Source organism: Polaromonas sp. YR568 (assembly GCF_943371715.1).
Lineage (GTDB): Bacteria > Pseudomonadota > Gammaproteobacteria > Burkholderiales > Burkholderiaceae_C > Polaromonas.
Window position 1 is genome coordinate 24706 of the sequence record NZ_CALRVW010000004.1, and the last position, 19612, is coordinate 44317.

A 19612-nucleotide genomic window follows, 5' to 3' on the forward strand; every position below is an offset into this window, starting at 1 on the left:
GGATGTTCGACTGACAAGGCGGGTGGTACCCGCCTTTTTTTGCGTCTTTGTTCCGTGGGTCTGCGCTGTCTTGTTACATGCAAATCGGCTACGCTTGACCTCCTCATGAGGAGGATACGTGGCAACAAGCACCATAAGAACAGCCGCAGCGCTGGCGGCAGCCGCCGCTTTGTACCTGCCCACCTGCGTACAGGCCCTGCAGGTCACCAGCGTCTCGCCCCAAGGGGAAATTGCCAGGGTACGGCAGATTGCCGTCAAGTTTGATGACAGCGCCGTCAACTTCGGCGACCCCAAGGCCCCCGCCCCCGTCAGCCTGAGCTGCAGCGACGCGCAGGCTACCCAAGGCTCGGGCCGCTGGATCAGCGATCGCCAGTGGGCATTTGAATTCGACAACGATCTGCCGCCCGGCGTCAGCTGCACGCTGCAGGGCATCACCACCTTCCGTTCGCCCAAAGACCAGCCCATCAGCGGCAAGCTGTCGTGGAAGTTCAACACCGGTGGCCCTTTCGTGCAGAACCTGCGGCCCGGCACTTACCAGCGCATCGACGAAGAACAGTACTTCGTGCTCCAGCTCAACGGCCCGGCCACACTGGTCAGCGTGCGCGAGAACGTCTGGTGCTCGGTCGAGGGCCTGGGCGAGCGGGTACCCGTCAAGCTGATCGAAGGCAAGGACAGGGAGGCACTGCTCAAATCGCAAAACCTGGACAAGGCGGCGGAAAAGGCCCCTTTGAGCGTGGTGACGCTGGCCTGCAACCGCCGCCTCACACCCGCGAGCAAGCTCCAGCTGGTGTATGGCAAGGGTGTGAGCACGCCCAGCGGCGTGGCCAACTCGGTGGAGCGGCGCTACAACTTCCAGGTGCGCGAGCCGTTTTCGGCCAGCTTCAACTGCGAGCGTGAAAACGCGCAGTCGGCCTGCCTGCCGATACGCCCCATGCGTCTGGACTTCAACGCCCCGGTGCCACGCAAGCTGGCCGAGGCTATCCGCCTGAAGTCGGCCAAAGACACGCTCAAGCCGGTGTTCGACACGGAAAGCGGCGACGATGACAACGTGGTCAACGGTGTCAGCTTCAAGCCGCCTTTTGCAGAGCAGACCGCCTTCACGCTGGAACTTCCCAAAGACTTCAGGGACGCCTCCGGCCGCACCCTGCGCAACGCCGACAACTTTCCGCTGAAGGTGGCCAGTGGCGCCATGCCGCCGCTGGCCAAATTTGCCACAGCACCCTTCGGCATCGTCGAGCGCTTTGCCGAACCGGGCGCCAAAGCGGGTGACCCGGCACTGCTGCCGGTCACACTGCGCAACGTCGAAGCCGCGCTGCAGGTCAAGGGCCTCGCGCCGGGCAAGGTCAGCGACCTGCAGCCCAAAACCGATGCCGACATCATTGCCTGGTTTCGCAAGGTGGAGCACTACAACGACTACCAGGTGGACCGCGACCAGGCTGGCCGGGACGTGAAAGGCGCCCTGCCCAAGGCCATTGACCCGCAAGGCAAGGAGTATGTGCAGTCACGCATGCTCTCGCTCCTCAATGGCCAGCCCGGCGTGAAAACGCTGGACCTGCCCAAGCCCGCCAGCGGGGACCCGCGTCCGTTCGAGGTCATCGGCATTCCGCTCTCGCCCGGCTTTCACGTGGTGGAGATCGCCTCGCAGAAACTCGGCACTTCACTTCTGGACGAACGCCACGGCGCCAGCCGCACCATGTATGTCCGCACCTCGGCGCTGGTGACCAACCTGGGCGTGCATTTCAAGCTCGGCCGCGAAAACGCGCTGGCCTGGGTGACCACGCTGGACAAGGGCGCGCCTGTCGCCGGCGCCACCGTACGGGTATCCAGCTGCAATGGCGAGGAACTTGCCCAGGCCGTGACCAACACCCAGGGCATCGCGAGCTTCCAGGGCCTGGCCGCCGAGCCGCCGCGCTGCCGCGGCGATGACGGCCGCAACGCCTACTTTGTCAGTGCGCGCCAGGGTGGCAGCGGTATCGAGGACCTCTCCTTCACCTGGAGCGACTGGCACAAAGGCATAGAACCCTGGCGCTTCAATGTGCCCACCAGCCAGGACCCGCAGCCCGATACACGTGCCCACACCATCTTCGACCGCACGCTGCTGCGCGCCGGCGAAACCGTGTCGATGAAACACATCCTGCGCACCGAGACCAGCCGCGGTTTTGGCCTCGTCGAAGCGCCGCCCGCGGTGCTGGTGGTGACCCACATCGGCAGCGGCCAGCAGTACACCCAGCCCCTGATCTGGCGCAAAACCGCCACCGGCGGCCAGAGCGCCGACAACACCTTTGTCATTCCGCCCGCGGCCAAACTCGGCATCTACGAGGTGCAACTGCGGGCCGACGAAAAAAGCGGCAACTTCAGCAGCGGCCAGTTCCGCGTGGAAGAATTTCGCCTGCCGGTGCTAGAAGGCCGCATCACCCCGGCCGACAAAAAGGCCCTGGTCAACGTGAACTCGGTGCCCACCGATGTGCAGGTCAACTACGTCTCCGGCGGAGCGGCCGTCAACCTGCCGGTGCGCGTGTCGGCCCTGGTGCGCGGCAAAGCCCTCAGCTACAGCGATCACGAGTCCTTCAGCTTCTCGCCGCCGCGCGCCCGGCGCGGGGAAGGCAGCGAAGGCGAGGAGGAAGCCACGGCCGCGCAGGACCAGCGCGTGATTGCCGACAAGCTGCCCCTGAGCCTGGACCGCAACGGCGCCGGCAAGCTCACCATCCAGGACGTGCCGGCCAGCAAGCAGCCCCGGGAGTTGCTGCTCGAAGCCAGCTATGCCGATCCGAACGGTGAGGTGCAGACGATTCGCAGCGTCTCCACGCTCTGGCCGGCCGCCGTGGTCGCCGGCATCAAGACCGAGGGCTGGGTCTCGGCCAGCCAGAAGATCAGGTTCCAGGCGCTGGCTCTGGACCTGACCGGCAAACCGGCGGCCGGCGTACCCCTGGAGGTGAAGGCAGTGGCGCGCATCGTCACCACCAGCCGCAAACGCATGGTGGGTGGCTTCTACACCTACGACAACAAGACCGACATCAAGGACCTCGGCTCTGTCTGCAGTGGCTCCAGCGATGCGCGCGGCCTGCTGCTGTGCGAGGCCAAACTCGGCGAGCCCGGTGAAGTGGAACTGGTCGTGACCGCGAAGGACAAGGACGGCAACACCATCCAGGCGGCCAGCTCGGTCTATGTGACCAAACAGGGCGAGCTCTGGTTCGGCGGCGAGAACCATGACCGCATGGACGTGCTGCCCGAAAAGAAGAGCTACCAACCCGGCGAAACCGCCAAGTTCCAGGTGCGCATGCCCTTCCGTTTTGCGACGGCGTTGGTCGCGATTGAACGCGAAGGCATTATTGAAACGCAGGTGGTGCAGCTCAATGGCCAGGACCCGACCATCCAGCTGCAAGTCAAGGACGGCTGGGGGCCGAATGTGTATGTCAGCGTGCTGGCCTTGCGCGGCCGCCTGCGCGAGGTGCCGTGGTACAGCTTTTTCACCTGGGGTTTCAAGGCGCCACGTGAATGGTGGACCTCCTTCTGGTACGAAGGCCGGGAGTATGTGGCGCCGACCGCGCTGGTGGACCTGAGCAAACCCGCCTTCCGCCTCGGCCTCGCGGAAATCCGAGTCGGCACGCAGGCGCACCAGCTTGCCGTGACGGTTAAGGCCGACAAGGAGAGTTACCCGGTGCGCGGCCAGGCCCAGGTCACCATCACCGCCAAACTTCCCAATGGCCAGCCGGCAGCGAACACCGAAGTAGCCATCGCCGCGGTGGACCAGGCGCTGCTGGAGCTGATGCCCAACACCAGCTGGGACCTGCTGGGCGCCATGCTGCAGCGGCGCGCATGGGGCGTGGAGACCTCGACCGCACAAATGGAAATCATCGGCCGCCGGCATTACGGCCGCAAGGCGGTGCCGGCCGGTGGTGGCGGCGGTCGCAGCAACACGCGCGAGTTGCTGGACACGCTGCTGCTGTGGAACCCCAAGGTCATGCTCGACGCCAAAGGCCAGGCCGTCGTCACGGTGCCGCTCAACGATGCGCTGACCACCTTCCAGATTGTTGCGGTGGCCGACAGCGGCACCGGCCTGTTTGGTACCGGCCAGACCAGCATCAAGGCGACGCAGGACCTGCAGATCATCAGCGGCCTGCCGCCGCTGGTGCGCGAGGACGACCAGTTCCGCGCGCAGATCACCTTGCGCAACACGACCAAAGCGACGATGAAGGTCGAGGTCAGCCCGCGCGCGACGCTGCTTGATCTGAAACCGCAGACGGTGGACATTCCCGCCGGCGAGGCACGTGAAGTGGCGTGGATGGTGACGGCGCCGGCCCAACTCGCGCTGACGAGAACCGAGGCCATCCTCTGGGAAATCGAAGCGAAAGACACGGTCAGCGGCGCGCGCGACGGCCTGAAGGCGCGCCAGCGCATCATCCCCGCCGTGCCGCTCACGGTGCAGCAGGCGACGCTGGTGCAGGTCGATGGCTCGTTCACGCTGGCCGTGAATCCACCGGCCGATGCGCTGCCCGGCCGCGGCGGCCTGAAGATGTCACTGCAACCCAAACTCGCCGAGGGCCTGGACGGCGTGCGCGACTGGTGGGCCAACTACCCGTTCGCCTGCCTGGAACAGAAAACCAGCAAGGCCGTCGGCCTGCGTGACGCGAGACTCTGGCAGACCCTGCTGGCGCAGTTGCCCGGCTACCTCGACCGCGACGGCCTGGCCAACTACTTCCCGCCGCGCGACGGCGACGCCTCGCGCGGCAGCGATACCTTGACCGCCTACCTGCTGGCGGCCACGCACGAAGCCGCGGCCCTGAATCCGGCGTTTGCCCTGCCCGATGAAGCGCGTGCGCCCATGGAGCGCGGCCTGATCGCCTTTGTCGAAGGCCGCATCCAGCGCGAGTTCTGGAGCCCGCGCAAGGACCTGGACATGCGCAAGCTGGCAGCCATCGAGGCACTGTCGCGTTACGGCAAGGCCCAGGGCCGCATGCTGGGCAGCATCACGATTGCGCCCAACCAGTGGCCGACCCACACGGTGATCGATTGGCTGAACATCCTCCAACGCGTGGCCGACGTGCCACAGCGCGAGCAGCGCCTGGCCGAGGCGAACCAGGTGCTCAAGTCGCGCCTGTCCTGGCAGGGCACCAAGCTCGTCTTCAGCACCGAAAAAGACGACTACTGGTGGTGGCTGATGACCAACGGCGATGTCAACACCGCGCGACTGATGCTGGCAGTGATGGACGACCCGGCCTGGAAGGACGACATGGGCCGTCTCGCCAACGGTTTCATCGCGCGCCAGCAACAAGGCGCCTGGCACACCACCACCGCCAACCTGTGGGGCGGGCTGGCGCTGGATCGCTTCTCGGCGAAGTTCGAGGCCACGCAGGTGGCCGGCGTCACCAAGGCTGCACTCGGAGCAGCAACAGCCAGTGTGGACTGGGCAAAAGTGGAACGCATCAAGACCACAGATGCATCGGGCGCAGCGCACCAGGGCACTTTCTTCGGCGCGCCCGCAGCACCGGGCAAGCTGCGCAACAACAGCATGTTCATGCCGTGGGCCAGTGGCGGCAGGGAGCCGCTGACGGTGACGCACCAGGGCGCCGGCAAACCCTGGTTGACCTTGCAATCGCTAGCGGCCGTTCCCCTGAAAGCGCCGTTCAATGCCGGCTACCAGATCAAAAAGACCATCACACCGGTGGAGCAAGCCAATAAATCGTTGCCCATGGGCCTCTACACACGGGGCGACGTGATTCGCATCACCCTCGAAGTCAACGCCAGCGCCGACATGACCTGGGTGGTGATCACCGACCCGGTGCCCGGCGGCGCGACCATTCTCGGAAGCGGCCTGGGCCGTGACTCGCAGATTGCAACAAGTGGCGAGAAGACGGCAGGCGCAGGCTGGCCCGCCTTCGAGGAACGCAGCTTCGAGGCCTTCCGCAGCTACTACGAGTACCTGCCCAAGGGCGTGGTGAAGATGGAATACACCGTGCGCCTGAACAACGTCGGGGACTTTGCGCTGCCGCCCAGCCGTGTGGAAGCCATGTATGCGCCGGAGATGTTTGGTGAAATCCCCAATGCGCGGGTCAAGGTGGAAGCGGTCAAATGATCTCCCGGGTCGTCAGGACAGTTGCAGTCGCTACATTTCTGATAGCTTCTTGCGCTCGTCCCGCCTGGGCTGGAGCCACATTTGACGAAGTAAAACGCGAATACCGCCCGTCCGACACGCTGGTGCTGGACCGCAGCGGTGAAGTCATCCAGCGCCTGCGCACCGATGCCACCGTGCGGCGCGGCCAGTGGGTGGCCTTGTCCGATGTGTCGCCCGCCCTGCGCACGGCGCTGGTGCTCAGCGAAGACAAACGGTTTTACGAACACAGCGGCGTGGACTGGCGCGCGGTCTCCAGCGCAGCCTGGGGCAATCTCTTGAATACCAAGACCCGCGGCGCTTCCACCTTGAGCATGCAGCTGGCCGGGCTGCTCGACGAAGACTGGCGCGCCAGCGCCGGTGGCCGCAGCCTGCCGCAGAAGATCGGCCAGACGGTGTCGGCGCAACTGCTGGAGCGCAGCTGGCGCAAGGACCAGATTCTCGAGGCCTACCTCAATCTCGTTCCCTTCCGCGGCGAGATCGTCGGCATCGATGCGTTGAGCCGCACCCTGTTCGGCAAGGCCGCGCACGGGCTGGACGAGCGCGAGGCAGCCGTGGCGGCGGCGCTGGTGCGGGCGCCGAATGCGAAAGCGGCGCCGGTGACCCAGCGGGCCTGCGGTGTGTTGAAAGCCATGCAGGCACCGGCCAAGACAGATTGCGAGGGGCTGGACCTGTTTGCAACGGCGGCCCTGCAACGCAAGTCATTCGACGCCACCGAGGGAGGAGCGCCGCATCTGGCGCGACGTCTCCTGTCCGTTCGGGCTGAGCCTGTCGAAGCCCTGCGCGGGAAGACGCTCACTTCGACAAGCTCAGTGCGAACGGTCGTTTCCACGGTACGCGCCCCGCTGCAACGCTTTGCGGCGCAAACCCTGACCCAGCATCTGCGCGAACTGCGCGGCCGCCACGTGGAAGACGGCGCCATCGTCGTGCTCGACAACGGGACGGGCGAGGTGCTGGCCTGGGTCGGCTCCTCGGGCGAGCTCAGCGGCGCGGCCGAGGTCGATGGCGTGCTGGCGCTGCGCCAGCCCGGCTCCACGCTCAAGCCTTTTCTGTACGCGCAGGCGATCGCGGAGCGGCGCATCACCGCTGCGTCGCTGCTGGACGATTCGTCAGCGCACCTCAATACGGCGAGCGGCCTCTACATTCCGCAGAATTACGACCGCCAGTTCAAGGGCCTGGTGTCCAGCCGCACCGCGCTGGGTGCCTCACTCAATGTGCCGGCGGTGCGCACCCTCGTGATGGTTTCGCCCGATGCATTTCACAAGCAGCTCCGGGCGGTGGGCCTGCCTTTGCGCGAGACCGGCGACTACTACGGCTACAGCCTGGCGCTGGGCAGCAGCGAGGTCTCGCTGCTGGCGCTGACCAACGCCTACCGCACGCTGGCCAATGGCGGGCGTTACAGCGCCACCTCGCTCAGCCGGCAGGCCAGACCCGATTTCAAACACGCAATCGACCCCGGCGCGACCTTCATCGTCAGCGACATCCTCTCGGACCCGCTGGCGCGCGCGCGCACCTTCGGTACCGACAGCCTGCTGGCCACCCGTTTCTGGACTGCGGTGAAAACCGGCACCAGCAAGGACATGCGCGACAACTGGGCACTGGGCTACTCGCAGCGCTACACCGTCGGCGTCTGGGTGGGCAACGCCAGCGGTGCGCCCATGTGGGATGTCAGCGGCACCAGCGGCGCCGCGCCGGTGTGGGCTGCGCTCATGAAGCACCTGCACCAGCACGAGCCCAGCCGGGCGCCAGTGCCGCCCGCGGGCCTGGTGCAGAAAAACGTGCAGTTCGGCATGCAGGCCGGTGCGCCTGTCGAAGCAGCGCGCTCCGAATGGTTTATTCGTGGTACGGAACAGGTGGTATTTGCTATGGATTCAGGAGCTGCTGACGCCCGCGCAATAAGGGCCAGCAGCACAAAACGCATCATCACTTCGCCCGAGGGCGCGGTTTCCCGCATCACGGCGCCTGCCAACGGCACCATCGTGGCGCTGGACCCCGACATTCCACCCAACCGCCAGCGCCTGAGCTTTGCGGCCGAGGGCAACAACCTGCGCTGGCAAATGGACGGCAAGGAGTTTGCGCGCGGCAACAACGCCAAGTGGTTGCCCTGGCCGGGCCGGCATCGTGTCACGCTGGTTGATGCCAAAAATCAGGTGCTGGACGAGATTCGCCTGGAAGTACGGGGCGCAGGTATACGTGAGGCCAAAAGCCCGGCACCCCAGCTTCGCTAAGCAGGAGGAGAAAAATGAATGCACGACTCAAAACGAATACCAAAACCCCCGCCTGCGCGTGCGTCATTGGCGGAACAATGGTTCATACCAAAGAAGGTCTGATCGCGATCGACAAGCTGAAGGTCTCTGATTGGGTGCTTTCAAGGCCTGAGAACCCGGGGGATGGGACAGAACCCTCATACAAGCGGGTAGTGAACACCTTCCGCCATGAAGCCAGGGAAATCGTCGAGTTCACGTATGAGATCGGGGACAACCTGAATCCATACAAGAACAAGCACTACCAAGTGACAGCCACGCTCAACCACCTCTTGTGGGTGATGGGCGAAGGATGGACCAGCGTCGAGAAGCTGAACGACGGTCGGGACCACCGGCCGAGCTTCGTTCTGACGGACGGGGCCCCTTCCTTTGCCGGAACCTTTTCACGCATCTACCGCACCAATGTTCCGGATCGCGGGTGGGTGGCAACGCACGGCATTTATGGTCCGGGTGATCTTCTCGAATACGGATCAGTGCCAAAGTGCATCGAGAGCAGCGTCGAGTTCGATCGCGAGAATTGGCCGGGCGATGTCGTCGACGACGACATATTTCAGCCATTCCAGACGACCGTCTACAACATCGAGGTCGAAGACTTCCATACCTATTTTGTCGGCGAGCACGGCACCTGGGTGCATGATGCCACCTGCGCGCGTATTAAGTGATGCGGTGGGAGAGGCACAGCACAGGTCCGCCTCAACCACAGGCCCCGCATCCGAGCTTTGCTAACCGGGAGGAGAAAAACGAATGCACAAATCAAAACAAAATCCGGAATCCGAAGCCGGCTTCGTGGCAGGCACTCTTGCCCACACGCGGGAAGGGCTGCGTCCGATCGAACAATTGAAGGTCGGGGACGAGGTGCTCTCGAGGCCTGAGAACCCGGCGGAAGGCACGGGCACCGTCTACAAACGCGTCGTCAACACGTCCCAGCATAAGAACAAGCAGGTTCTTCGCGTCGAGTACATGGTCGAAGAAAACGGTGTCAAGAAGTACGCCCAGGTGACCACGACAGTTGACCATCCTTTCTGGGTGATAGGAGAGGGATGGACTGCGGCCAACGGCATTCTGGGAAACTGGATGGGGCCGTCCAGGTTGATTTTGAAAGACGCCACCGAGATCGATGCAGAGGGAAAGATCTGGGTCTACGCAACCAACGATCCGGACGTTGGCTGGATCGCCGTCAATGGTACGGAAGGCGCGGGGGCGCTCTGGGACTATGCTCAAAGCAGGCTGGTCGAGGCAATCAGGGTCTACGATTTCGAAGCTTGGAGCTCGGGTCCTGACGACACACCCTACTTGCCTTTTACGACACCCGTCTACAACATCGAGGTCGAGGACTACCACACCTACTTCGTGGGAACACACGGGGTGTGGGTGCATGACGCCGACTGCGCGCGCATCAAGCCGGTCAGCGGCGCTACTCCCAAACGGCAGCAGTGATACGCTTTGGAAGCTGAGCTGCTGGCCGTGCCTGGCAAAGCGCCGTCACTCTTGAGAATCCGGGTCCTGTTCAACCTTCATAACCTTATTCCATGAGCCACAGCATCTACATCTTCGACACGGAGCGCCTGAAGCTGCTGCGGCCTTACACAATCGCGCTGCTCTGGAACCATATCCAGAAATTCCGCGACGAGCCGGCGCCGGTCAACCCGCGCTACGTCAAACTTGCTTCAACGATGCTGGAGGAGTTTCCCACCCGCGAAATGCTGGTTGAGCGCGGTGAGGACGAGCGCGACAGCGTCTGGCTCAATTCGCCGCTGAACGAGGCCAGGCAAATTACTCAAGCGGTCTGGCACATGGACTTACCCACGGATCAAGGCCCGCAGGTGCTGGCCAAGCTCGTGAAGTATGGTACCCAGCTTGGGCTGACGATGTACAACGACCAGTTGGGCATCGGCTTCTTGCCGGACGGAGGCGTCATTCCTTCGGAGCGCGCAGAGGAGTGGGAAGCGTTCCAGGACGAAGCCGAATCGATCAAGCATCCGACGAAGGCGCAAATGCGCAGCAAGATGCGAAAACTGTTTACGGATAGCTTGGCCGCGCACGGGTTTTCACCTTATGAAGTTCCCGTGCGACTGGGCTTTGATGCGGCATATCTCCGTCAGGATGCTGATGCCTGGCAGGTAGCCGCTTTTTTCGTTAAGGAACGTTACGGCAATTTTTACTGTGAGGTCAAGTTTTACGGCGCCAATTTCGCAGCTCGCGCGGTCTATGACGCTGCCATGTCTACAGTCAGCAAACCAGGTGACTGGGTTCCGGGGAACTACGAATTCGGACTCAATGACGTTGAGTGGCCTCGGCGCAGCCCCTTTCTGATCGACACACAGCAGCATATCGAGGAACTCAACGACTGGTTGCTCAATAAGGCGATACCGCTTCTGGATAGGGTGCGTACGGTGGAGGGACTTAACTGGCTCATGAACCACCCCGACATGGAGTTCTTGGGACGGTATCTACGCGAAGTGGAATACACATCGCTGATCACCGCCTGGCTCACGAAAAATCCCTGTTTCGAGGAGCGGGTGCGGCGGTTTGCACAGATCGAAGCGGAAGAGGCCCAGCGTCCCAACGGGCGCCCGGCGGGGCGGCTCGCCAGGCTGCTGACGCACCTCCGCGAGCGCTAAAGACCCTGCCCCGACTACTTCGCGTTCACGATGCCCTTGAAGTCATAGGGCACCACAATGGTGTGCACCTTGCCCGCCGCCACACCCTCGGCGATCTTGAGGTTGGCCATGGCGTTCATGTATCCGATGGCCCCTGCGTTGGCGTTCAAGGCGGCAATACGTTCAGCCTCCTTTTTGGCGGTCTGGACCTCAACCTCCTTGGTTTTCAACTCATTCTGGGCCCGTACCAACTCGTTCGCGCTGTGAACGATCACGTCAGCGGGCGTGATGGCCCGCACCTGGATCTGGGAAACCGTGATCTTGTCCGCCAGCTTTTCCTCGCTCAGTGTCTTCATGACGTTTTCGCGGATTTTCTGTTCGATCGCAGGCCGGTTGTCAGCCATCTTGAGAGATTCATACTCGCGCGCGGCCTTGTAGGCCGCGTTGCGCGCGCTCATCGCCACGTAGTTCTGCATCAGCAGGATATCCCCGCCTTTTTCAGACAGGCCATGAAACGTGCGGTTCTTGGTGGTCCACAGTTCGGAAACGGCGGTCGGGTTGACGTTGTAGACAACCGTCATGTCAAAGTCCTTGACGGTGGAGTTGTCAGACGCCAGGGGGGTCATGTTATCCACGGCCACCGCCACGTCCTGAATCTTGAAGGTCAGGATGTCCCCGATCAGCGTTTGATTAAAGGAGCCCGGCAGACGCTCGGTCGGGTCGGTGGTTTTGTCAAAGTTGATACGCAGGCCCACTTCACCGGTTTCAATGCGGGTACAACCCGCAAGCAGCGCAAGCGTCAGGACTGGAATAAGCGTACAGATAGTGCGTTTCATAAATGAGAAATCCCCCGGTATTCGGCCAAGCAGGCCTGTGAGCGTCTCCTTTTTTTTTTACCGCCACAAGGGCGCGCCGGCCCAAATTATGCGGGACCGGGCGGGAGCCAGGCCCTCCACGCAAAGCCGCGTATCAATAATTTCAAAACCCGAGAAGCAAAATTCACGCAGCACCACATGCTCCAGCGCTACCATGACGGCAGCTTCCCCAAAAAAACTGCTGTCTGGAGACTCCATGCCCGTGATCACCACCATCGAAGACCTGCGCGTTCTAGCCAAAAAGCGCGTGCCGCGCATGTTCTACGACTATGCCGACTCCGGCTCATGGACCGAAAGCACCTACCGCGCCAATGAAAGCGACTTCCAGTCCATCAAGCTGCGCCAGCGCGTGGCGGTCAACATGGAAAACCGCAGCACGGCCACGCAGATGATTGGCCAGAACGTGGCCATGCCGGTGGCGATTGCGCCGACCGGCCTGACCGGCATGCAGCATGCCGACGGCGAGATCCTGGGCGCACGTGCGGCGAAAAAATTCGGCATTCCCTTCACGCTCTCGACCATGAGCATCTGCTCCATCGAGGACGTGGCCGCCGGGACCGATCGCCACCCCTTCTGGTTCCAGCTTTATGTGATGAAGGACCGCGACTTCATCGAGCGCCTGATCGACCGCGCCAAGGCCGCCAACTGCTCGGCGCTGGTACTCACGCTGGACCTGCAGATCCTCGGCCAGCGCCACAAGGACCTCAAGAACGGGCTGAGTGCGCCGCCGAAACCGACACTGGCCACCATCCTGAACCTGATGACCAAGCCGCGCTGGGGCCTGGGCATGCTGGGCACCAAACGCCACGGCTTCGGCAACATCGTCGGCCATGTCAAGGGCGTGGAGAACATGGGCTCGCTGTCCGAGTGGACCGCCAAGCAGTTCGACCCGGGCCTGAACTGGGGCGACGTGGAATGGATCAAGAAACGCTGGGGCGGCAAGCTGATCCTCAAGGGCATCCAGGACGTGGAAGACGCGAAACTCGCGGTCAACTCCGGCGCCGACGCGCTGATCGTGTCCAACCATGGCGGGCGCCAGCTCGACGGCGCCGAGTCGTCGATCCGCGCGCTGCCGCAGATCGTGGATGCGGTCGGCAGCCAGATCGAGGTCCATATGGACGGCGGCATTCGCAGCGGCCAGGACGTGCTCAAGGCACGGGCGCTGGGCGCCAAGGGCTGCTACATCGGCCGCTCCTTCCTGTACGGCCTGGGTGCCATGGGGGAGGAAGGTGTGACCAAGGCGCTGCAGATCATCCATCGCGAGCTCGATCTGACGATGGCGTTTTGCGGCCACACCAACATCGAGACGGTGGACAAGTCCATCCTGCTGCCCGGCACCTTCCCGACCTGAAACGCACAGCGTTTCCAGCCATGCCGGGGCACAAGGGAAGCGGCCAGCCGCAGCCCTTGCCGCGGCATGGTCCGGTTGGGGAATGCCCCGATGACAATACAAGGCAGAATCAATAAGCTTGCTTATCAATTGTCTGCCGCCATTCCGACCTCCCCACACCATGACTTCTTCCCAGGAACCCACCACCCACACGCCCCCGGTGCGCCGCTTCAAGGACCCGGACTATGTCGAGGTGGCCCCGACACTGGCCGCGCTGCGCGAGCGCATCGACACGCTCGATGAACAGATCGTCGAACTGCTCGCGCAACGCGCGCTGTGTGTGCGTGACGCCACCCGTTTCAAGCGCGACGCCTTCCAGGTGGCCGCGCCGGCGCGCCAGGCCGAGGTCTTCGCGCGCGTGCGGGCCCTTGCCGCACGCCATGAAGCCGATTTCCCCGGACTGCCCGATATCATGGAGTCCACCTACCGCACCCTCGTCGCCGGCTACATCGCCGGCGAGGGCACCTTTTTTCACGACACGGAACTGATCACCCCATGAACACCCGCACCATCTCCCGTTTTCCGCTGACCCGCCTGCTGGCCCGCTGCACCGTGGCGGCCACGGTGGCACTTGCCACCGCAGGCGCCATGGCCCAGGCCTGGCCGAACAAGCCGGTGCGCATCGTGGTGCCTTACGGCGCGGGCTCGTCACCGGATGTGATCGCGCGCATCATGGCCGAAAAACTCTCGCCGCGCCTGGGCCAGCCGGTGATCATCGAAAACCGCGCCGGCGCCGGCGGCAACAACGGCACCGGCGCCGTTGCCAAGGCGGCAGGCGACGGCTACAACTTCGTCATCAGCACCAACGGCCCGCTGGTGTACAACACCGTGCTTTACAAGAAGCTGCCATATGACCCGTTCACCGAACTGCGCCCGGTGGTGCTGGCCGGCGGCCAGGCCAATGTGTGTGCCGTACGCGCCGATTCGGGCATCACCACGCTCAAGGAGCTGGTCGATGCGATGAAGAAAAACCCCGGCAAGTTCAATTTTTCATCCACCGGCGTCGGCAGCCTGTCGCAGCTTGGCGTGGAGCTGCTCAAGGTCAAGACCGACACCTTCGCGGTCCACATTCCGTATGCCTCCTCGCCGCTGTCCATCCTGGCGATCCTGCAGGGCGACGTGCAGTTTGCCTGCGTGCCCGCGGTGGCGGTGATCCCCCAGGTCAAGGCCGGCAAGATGCGCGCCCTGGCCGTGTCCACCGCCAAACGCAGCCAGCTCATGCCCGACATTCCGACCATGAAGGAAGCCGGCCTGCCCGAGATCGAAAACCTCGCCTGGATGGCCGTGATGGCCCCGGCCAGCACACCGACCGACATCGTGCGGCGCATGAACCAGGAAATCAATGCCGTGCTCGCCATGCCCGAGGTCAAGGAAAAACTCCACGCCCAGTACATGGAACCCATCGGCGGCTCCGAGCAGGACCTGCAGAAGTTCATGCAGCAGGAATTGCGCGTGATGACGCCCATCATCAAGCGCACCGGCATCACCGTCGAGTGATGAGAGCATGATCGGCCTGCGCGTCCAGCGCAGCGCGGCCACCTTGGCGCAGGTGGATGCGGCGCTCGCGCGGCTGGACAGCCAGGCCGGCATGTATTTCGGCGTTGATGCCGGCATTCCCGGCCTGCATCCGCTGCAGGCCACGCTGCTGGTCGAACCCGCGCTCGCCCTGCGTCTGTACGGCGACGGGCTGGAGGTCGAGGCCCTCACCGGTTTTGGCCGGGCCCTGCTGGCGCAGCCGGGGCTGGCCTACTGGCACACGCAGACCGCGCGGGGTGCAAGGGTTTCCGGCATCAACGCCCTGCGCGCTTTCCTGGCCTGCTTCGAACCCTCCCCTGACGTTCTGCTTCTGGGCGCCCTGCCGTTTGCGGCCCACCGCCTGGCCGACCCCGGCAACGATGCCGGCGCGCTCGGCGTACTGTTTTTCGGCCAGCACCTGCTCAGGCGGGATGGCGCCGGCGCCTGGCAACATATCGCCCTGAGCCTTCCGGGTCCCCTGCTGCCAGCGGCCGCCCCCCCTGCCCCCATCGCTGCCGAAGCCGACACCGATCCTGTCGCCGCCGAACCCCGTGACGATTTTCCCGTGGGCGCTTATGCCGACATGGTGCGTCGCGCGCTGGTCTGCCTGAACGAGCGCCCGCTGGTGTCGCTGACCCTGAGCCAGAGCTACCGCCGCCGTGTGCAACTGCCGGCGGTGGCGGCCTTCGGGCGCCTGCGCGAGGCCAATCCCGCGCCAGCCAGCTTTTTTGTCAACGATGGTTCGGGGCTGCAGCTGTTCGGCGCTTCGCCCGACCTGCAGCTGGTCGTCACCAAGCGCAACATCCAGAGCCTGCCCGTCTGTGGCACGGTGGCACGCCGGCCCGGCGCCATCGGCGAGGCCGAGTCACTGCGCGAGCTGCTCAATGAAGAGGTGGACGCCGCATCGCTCGCTGTCTGCACCGACGCGCTGCGCAATGACCTGGCGCCGCTGTGCGAGCCCGGCTCGCTGCGCCTGCTGGACCGGCGCCGGCCGATGTCGCTGGCAACCGTGGTGCACGCGGTGGACCGGCTCGAAGGACGGCTGCGCGACGGCGCCGATGCCTGGGACGCCATCGTGGCCACGGCCGCGCCGGTGATGGTCACCGGCACCCCGCGCGCCGAGGCACTGCGGGCCATCGGTGAACTCGAAGCCAGCCCGCGCGGCTGGTACGGGGGCCTGGTGGTGCAGGTGGCGTCCAACGGCGATGCCCTCGCCGGCACCATCCTGCGCGCCGCTGCGGTCCGGGGCGGCGTGGCCGAAGTGCGCACCGGCGGCGACCTGATGGCCGACTCGTCGCCGCAGCGCGAGGAGCAGGAGTCCCGACTCAAGACACTCTCACTGTGGCGCGCCTTCGGCCTGGAAGCTGCTGCCGCACAAGCTGCTGCGCAACAAGACATCTCCCTGCCGGCTGCCGTTCACCTGGTGGATGCCGGCGATCCTTTTGGCCATGCCATGCGCGACTGCCTGCTGGGCCTGGGCCTGGATCTCGCGTCAGACGCGCCGTGCTGCCTGCTCGTCGGGGCGGGTGACCCGGCTGCTTGCCCGGAGCGGCACCTGGTCGCCGTCGGTGATGCGGCCCTGCGCCTGCTCGGTGCCTCGGGCTGGACCGTGTTGTCCGACCGGCCCGAACATGGCCGCACGCTGCTGTGTACACCCACCGCGGCAGCACCGTGGCGCAGCGACGGCCCGTTTGCGGCGGCGCGTTATGCCAGCGCCGCGCTGCAGGCCGGCGACCTGCCGGCCGGCTGGCAGGCCTGGGCGCTGGACGACCAGAAGCAACCGGTGGCCCTGGCCCATGCCGGCCGGCGCGTGGTCTGCCTGCTGTTCCGCCCCGACTCCATGCTCTCGGGCCCGCAGGCGCTGCAGCTGCTGCGCGCGGCCCTGGCTTTTTCGGCCGTCACCACTGTGCAGTGAGGCACTGCCTGCCGCGCAACTACCGCTGCCCAAAAGGACGGGCCGGCACGGTTTTCAGGTAGGCGTACAGCGCCTGGGCATCCACGTCGTTGAGTTCGCGCAGTGACTCAAAGGGCATGACAGTGACGGCCGTGCCGTCCGGCCGCTTGCCGCTGCGCAGCATGGCGACGAACTGACCGGCATCCTTGTAACGTGTCATGGCGCTGCCCTCACCCGGTGTGAGATTGGCGGCCGGCGCCCAGTCGGGCGGGGTGCCTGGAATCTTGCCGCCGGAAAGCCCCGGCCCGTGGCAGCTGATACACATGTTGGCCACATAGGCGCCGTGCGCCACCGTCACGCCTTCGGCCACGGCGGTGGCCGGCGGCAGGGAATGGTCAATCTTTTGCGCCGCGTCTTCAATCGCGCCGAAGCCATACAGCAGCTTGACCGGCAGCGACAACTCCAGCACGGTTGCGCCGCCCGGCTGCGGCGGCAGGCTGCGCACATAGGCCACCAGCGCACCGAGATCGGCATCGGTGAAGCGGTTGTAGTCTTCGCTGGGCATGACAAACAGTGGCCGGCCATCGGGCTTGAGGCCGTGGCGCAGCGCACGCACCCAGTCTTCCGCTGTGTAGCGCGCCACCACCGTGCCCGCGCCCGGTGTGATGTTCGGGCCAGCCAGGCGCAGGCCATGGCCGTCGTTGACGAACTCGCGGCCAGCGCCGTTGGCACCATGGCAGTCCGTACAACCGCGCGAATTGAACAGGTATTTGCCGCGCTCCAGGGACTGGGCATCGGCCGGAAAAGCCACAGGCTGAACGTTCACCTGAACGATGCGCTGCGCTTTTCGATCCGCCAGCGCCGTTCCCACCAGCGTCGCACCGGCCGCCAGCACCACCAGGGCGGCCACCGCGCCCAGAACCCACTTGACCCATCGTTTCATGGTTTTCCCCCTTGGTTTGATCCCTGTCCCCATCCGTCCGGGACAAAGGCAAAATTCTAGAAAACAGGCACTGCCTTGTCACGCTGAAGGCCGGGCAAAAAGTCACAGCCCCCTCTGTAAAAAAGGCAACGATTTACAGCACCGATCCGGGGGAAAGTCAGACGACCGCAGGGGCTGGCAGGAACGGCGGGTAGCCGTGTTCAACGTTATGCTTGCCGGGTGAGCGCCTCTGTCCCGTCCAACCCTTCCAGCCCGTCCAGGATCCGCCGCATTGCGCACCTCGACATGGATGCCTTTTTTGCGTCCATCGAGCTGCTGCGTTACCCGCAACTCAAGGGCCTGCCGGTGGTCATAGGCGGCGGCCGGCGCAAGGTGGACGAAGCGCTGATGGCGGCGCAGGGTGAACGCGCGCTGCGTTTCATCCCGGTCGCGGAATTTCCGCTGCTCAAGGACTATGTGGGCCGCGGCGTCATCACCACAGCGACCTATGCCGCGCGCCAGTTCGGCGTGGGTTCGGCCATGGGCATGATGAAGGCCGCGAAGCTGTGCCCGCAGGCCATCGTGCTGCCGGTGGATTTTGACGAGGTGCGCAAGTACTCGCGGCTGTTCAAGAGCACCATCACCGACATCGCGCCGCTGATGGAGGACCGCGGCGTCGACGAGGTCTACATCGACTTCACCGACGTGCCCGGCGGCCAGCGCGAAGGCGGCCGTGTGCTGGCGCGCCTGATCCAGAAAGAGATCTTCGAAAAAACCGGCCTGACCTGCTCGGTCGGCGTGGCGCCCAACAAGCTGCTCGCCAAGATGGCCAGCGAGTTCAACAAGCCCAAGGGCATCTCGGTTGTTTACGAAGCCGACCTGCAGGAAAAAATCTGGCCCCTCCATGTGCGCAAGATCAACGGCATCGGTCCCAAGGCCGGCGAAAAACTGGCGGCCCTGGCCATCCATACCATCGGCGAGCTGGCCGCCCAGGAACCGGCCTTCCTGATAAGGCATTTCGGCAAGGCCACCGGCGCCTGGATGCATGAAGCCGCCTGGGGCCGCGACGAGCGGCCGGTGGTCACCGAAAGCGAGCCGGTGTCCATCAGTCGCGAAACCACGTTTGAACGCGACCTGCATGCTGTGCGCGACCGCGCCGCGCTGGGCGCCATCTTCACCAGCCTCTGCGAGAAACTCGCCGACGACCTGCAGCGCAAGGGTTACGTGGCCAAAACCATTGGCATCAAACTGCGTTACGACGATTTCAAAATTGCGACGCGCGACCAGACGGCCGACTTCTACACCGCCGACGGCCCCACCATCCGCAGGGCGGCGGGCCTGTGCCTGAAGCGGGTGCCGCTGGACAAGCGGCTGCGCCTGCTGGGCGTGCGCGCCGCCACGCTGGTGAAAGCCGGCGAAGCGCCGGTTGATGAACAAAATAGAGGCTCAGCCCAATCAGGACGGGCGCAAGCAGCTACTGAATCAATAGCAACCGACCAGCTGTTCTAAGCCGGCCGCCGCTGCCGGCGCGACTCATTTCAAGGTCGCCAGCCAGGCAATCAGGTCGGCGCGCTCTTGCGCGTCGTCCACTTGGAAACCCATGCGCTGGCCGGCCACCAGGTCTTCCGGGTCCTGCAGCCAGGTGTTGAGCGTCTGCGGCGTCCAGCGCAGGCGCGACTGCGCCAGTTCATCCGAATAGCGGTAGCCCTGGAGGCTGCCCACGCGGCGACCCATCACGCCACGGTGCGCCGGCCCGACCTTGTTGCTGTCCACCGCGTGGCAGGCCGTGCAACGCGCCTGGTACAGCGCCTGGCCACGCGACACGTCGCCGGGCGGCGGCGTGCGCCATTCGCGCGCGGCCGTGCCGCCTTGCGCCAGCGCCGGCCCGGCCAGCAGCACGGTGACGGCCATGCCCCCCAGGCCGGTCCGAAGCCGGTCCGACCACATCAACCAGCGTGTATGCGTGAAGTTCATGCCCGGATTACGCAGGAGTCGGCCGGCCGGATTCGGCACCCCTTTGCTCAGACCTGGAAATAGTTTGAA

Annotated in this window: 13 protein-coding genes; 10 read left to right on the forward strand and 3 right to left on the reverse strand. The window is 64.6% G+C overall.

Translation table 11 applies throughout. The features are described from left to right. The first annotated feature begins 133 nt into the window (after positions 1-133). From AAG813_RS04300 to AAG813_RS04320, 5 genes are all read left to right on the forward strand, one after another. Positions 134-6073, forward strand: coding sequence for an MG2 domain-containing protein (locus AAG813_RS04300; protein ID WP_341912529.1), 5940 nt, complete (start codon positions 134-136; stop codon positions 6071-6073). Further along, positions 6070-8337, forward strand: a complete 2268-nt coding sequence (pbpC, locus tag AAG813_RS04305; protein WP_341912180.1) for a penicillin-binding protein 1C — start codon at positions 6070-6072, stop codon at positions 8335-8337. Before AAG813_RS04300 ends, pbpC begins: the two co-directional genes overlap by 4 nt. 14 nt (positions 8338-8351) lie before the next feature. Next, complete coding sequence (locus AAG813_RS04310; protein ID WP_341912182.1) at positions 8352-9035, forward strand: hypothetical protein; 684 nt, start codon at positions 8352-8354, stop codon at positions 9033-9035. Between the two features lie 82 nt (positions 9036-9117). After that, positions 9118-9810, forward strand: a complete 693-nt coding sequence (locus AAG813_RS04315; protein ID WP_341912184.1) for a hypothetical protein — start codon at positions 9118-9120, stop codon at positions 9808-9810. Between the two features lie 92 nt (positions 9811-9902). After that, on the forward strand, positions 9903-10994 hold the full coding sequence (locus tag AAG813_RS04320; protein WP_341912186.1) for a hypothetical protein: 1092 nt from the start codon (positions 9903-9905) through the stop codon (positions 10992-10994). Between the two features lie 14 nt (positions 10995-11008). Here AAG813_RS04320 and AAG813_RS04325 read toward each other — a convergent pair whose 3' ends face one another. Next, entirely contained in the window at positions 11009-11809 is an 801-nt protein-coding gene (locus tag AAG813_RS04325) for an SPFH domain-containing protein (protein WP_341912188.1), read from the reverse strand. A gap of 235 nt (positions 11810-12044) precedes the next feature. Here AAG813_RS04325 and AAG813_RS04330 point away from each other — a divergent pair, with 235 nt between their 5' ends. From AAG813_RS04330 to AAG813_RS04345, 4 genes are all read left to right on the forward strand, one after another. Beyond that, positions 12045-13199: an alpha-hydroxy acid oxidase gene (locus AAG813_RS04330; RefSeq protein WP_341912190.1), complete on the forward strand. Its 1155-nt coding sequence runs from the start codon at positions 12045-12047 to the stop codon at positions 13197-13199. Positions 13200-13359: 160 nt separating this feature from the next. Next, complete coding sequence (locus tag AAG813_RS04335; protein ID WP_341912192.1) at positions 13360-13737, forward strand: chorismate mutase; 378 nt, start codon at positions 13360-13362, stop codon at positions 13735-13737. Further along, positions 13734-14735, forward strand: a complete 1002-nt coding sequence (locus tag AAG813_RS04340; RefSeq protein ID WP_341912194.1) for a tripartite tricarboxylate transporter substrate binding protein — start codon at positions 13734-13736, stop codon at positions 14733-14735. The genes AAG813_RS04335 and AAG813_RS04340 overlap by 4 nt, the downstream gene beginning before the upstream one ends. Positions 14736-14742: 7 nt before the next feature. Then, positions 14743-16668 (forward strand): chorismate-binding protein, encoded by a 1926-nt coding sequence (locus tag AAG813_RS04345; RefSeq protein ID WP_341912196.1) that lies wholly within the window; start codon positions 14743-14745, stop codon positions 16666-16668. Between the two features lie 19 nt (positions 16669-16687). On the opposite strand, the gene AAG813_RS04350 is transcribed toward AAG813_RS04345, so the two are convergent. Next, positions 16688-17590, reverse strand: a complete 903-nt coding sequence (locus AAG813_RS04350; RefSeq protein WP_341912198.1) for a cytochrome c — start codon at positions 17588-17590, stop codon at positions 16688-16690. 285 nt (positions 17591-17875) lie between these two features. Between AAG813_RS04350 and AAG813_RS04355 the strand changes: the two genes are divergently transcribed. Beyond that, positions 17876-19078, forward strand: a complete 1203-nt coding sequence (locus tag AAG813_RS04355) for a DNA polymerase IV (RefSeq protein ID WP_341912531.1) — start codon at positions 17876-17878, stop codon at positions 19076-19078. A gap of 24 nt (positions 19079-19102) precedes the next feature. On the opposite strand, the gene AAG813_RS04360 is transcribed toward AAG813_RS04355, so the two are convergent. Further along, complete coding sequence (locus AAG813_RS04360; protein WP_341912200.1) at positions 19103-19543, reverse strand: c-type cytochrome; 441 nt, start codon at positions 19541-19543, stop codon at positions 19103-19105. Positions 19544-19612 lie beyond the last annotated feature (69 nt).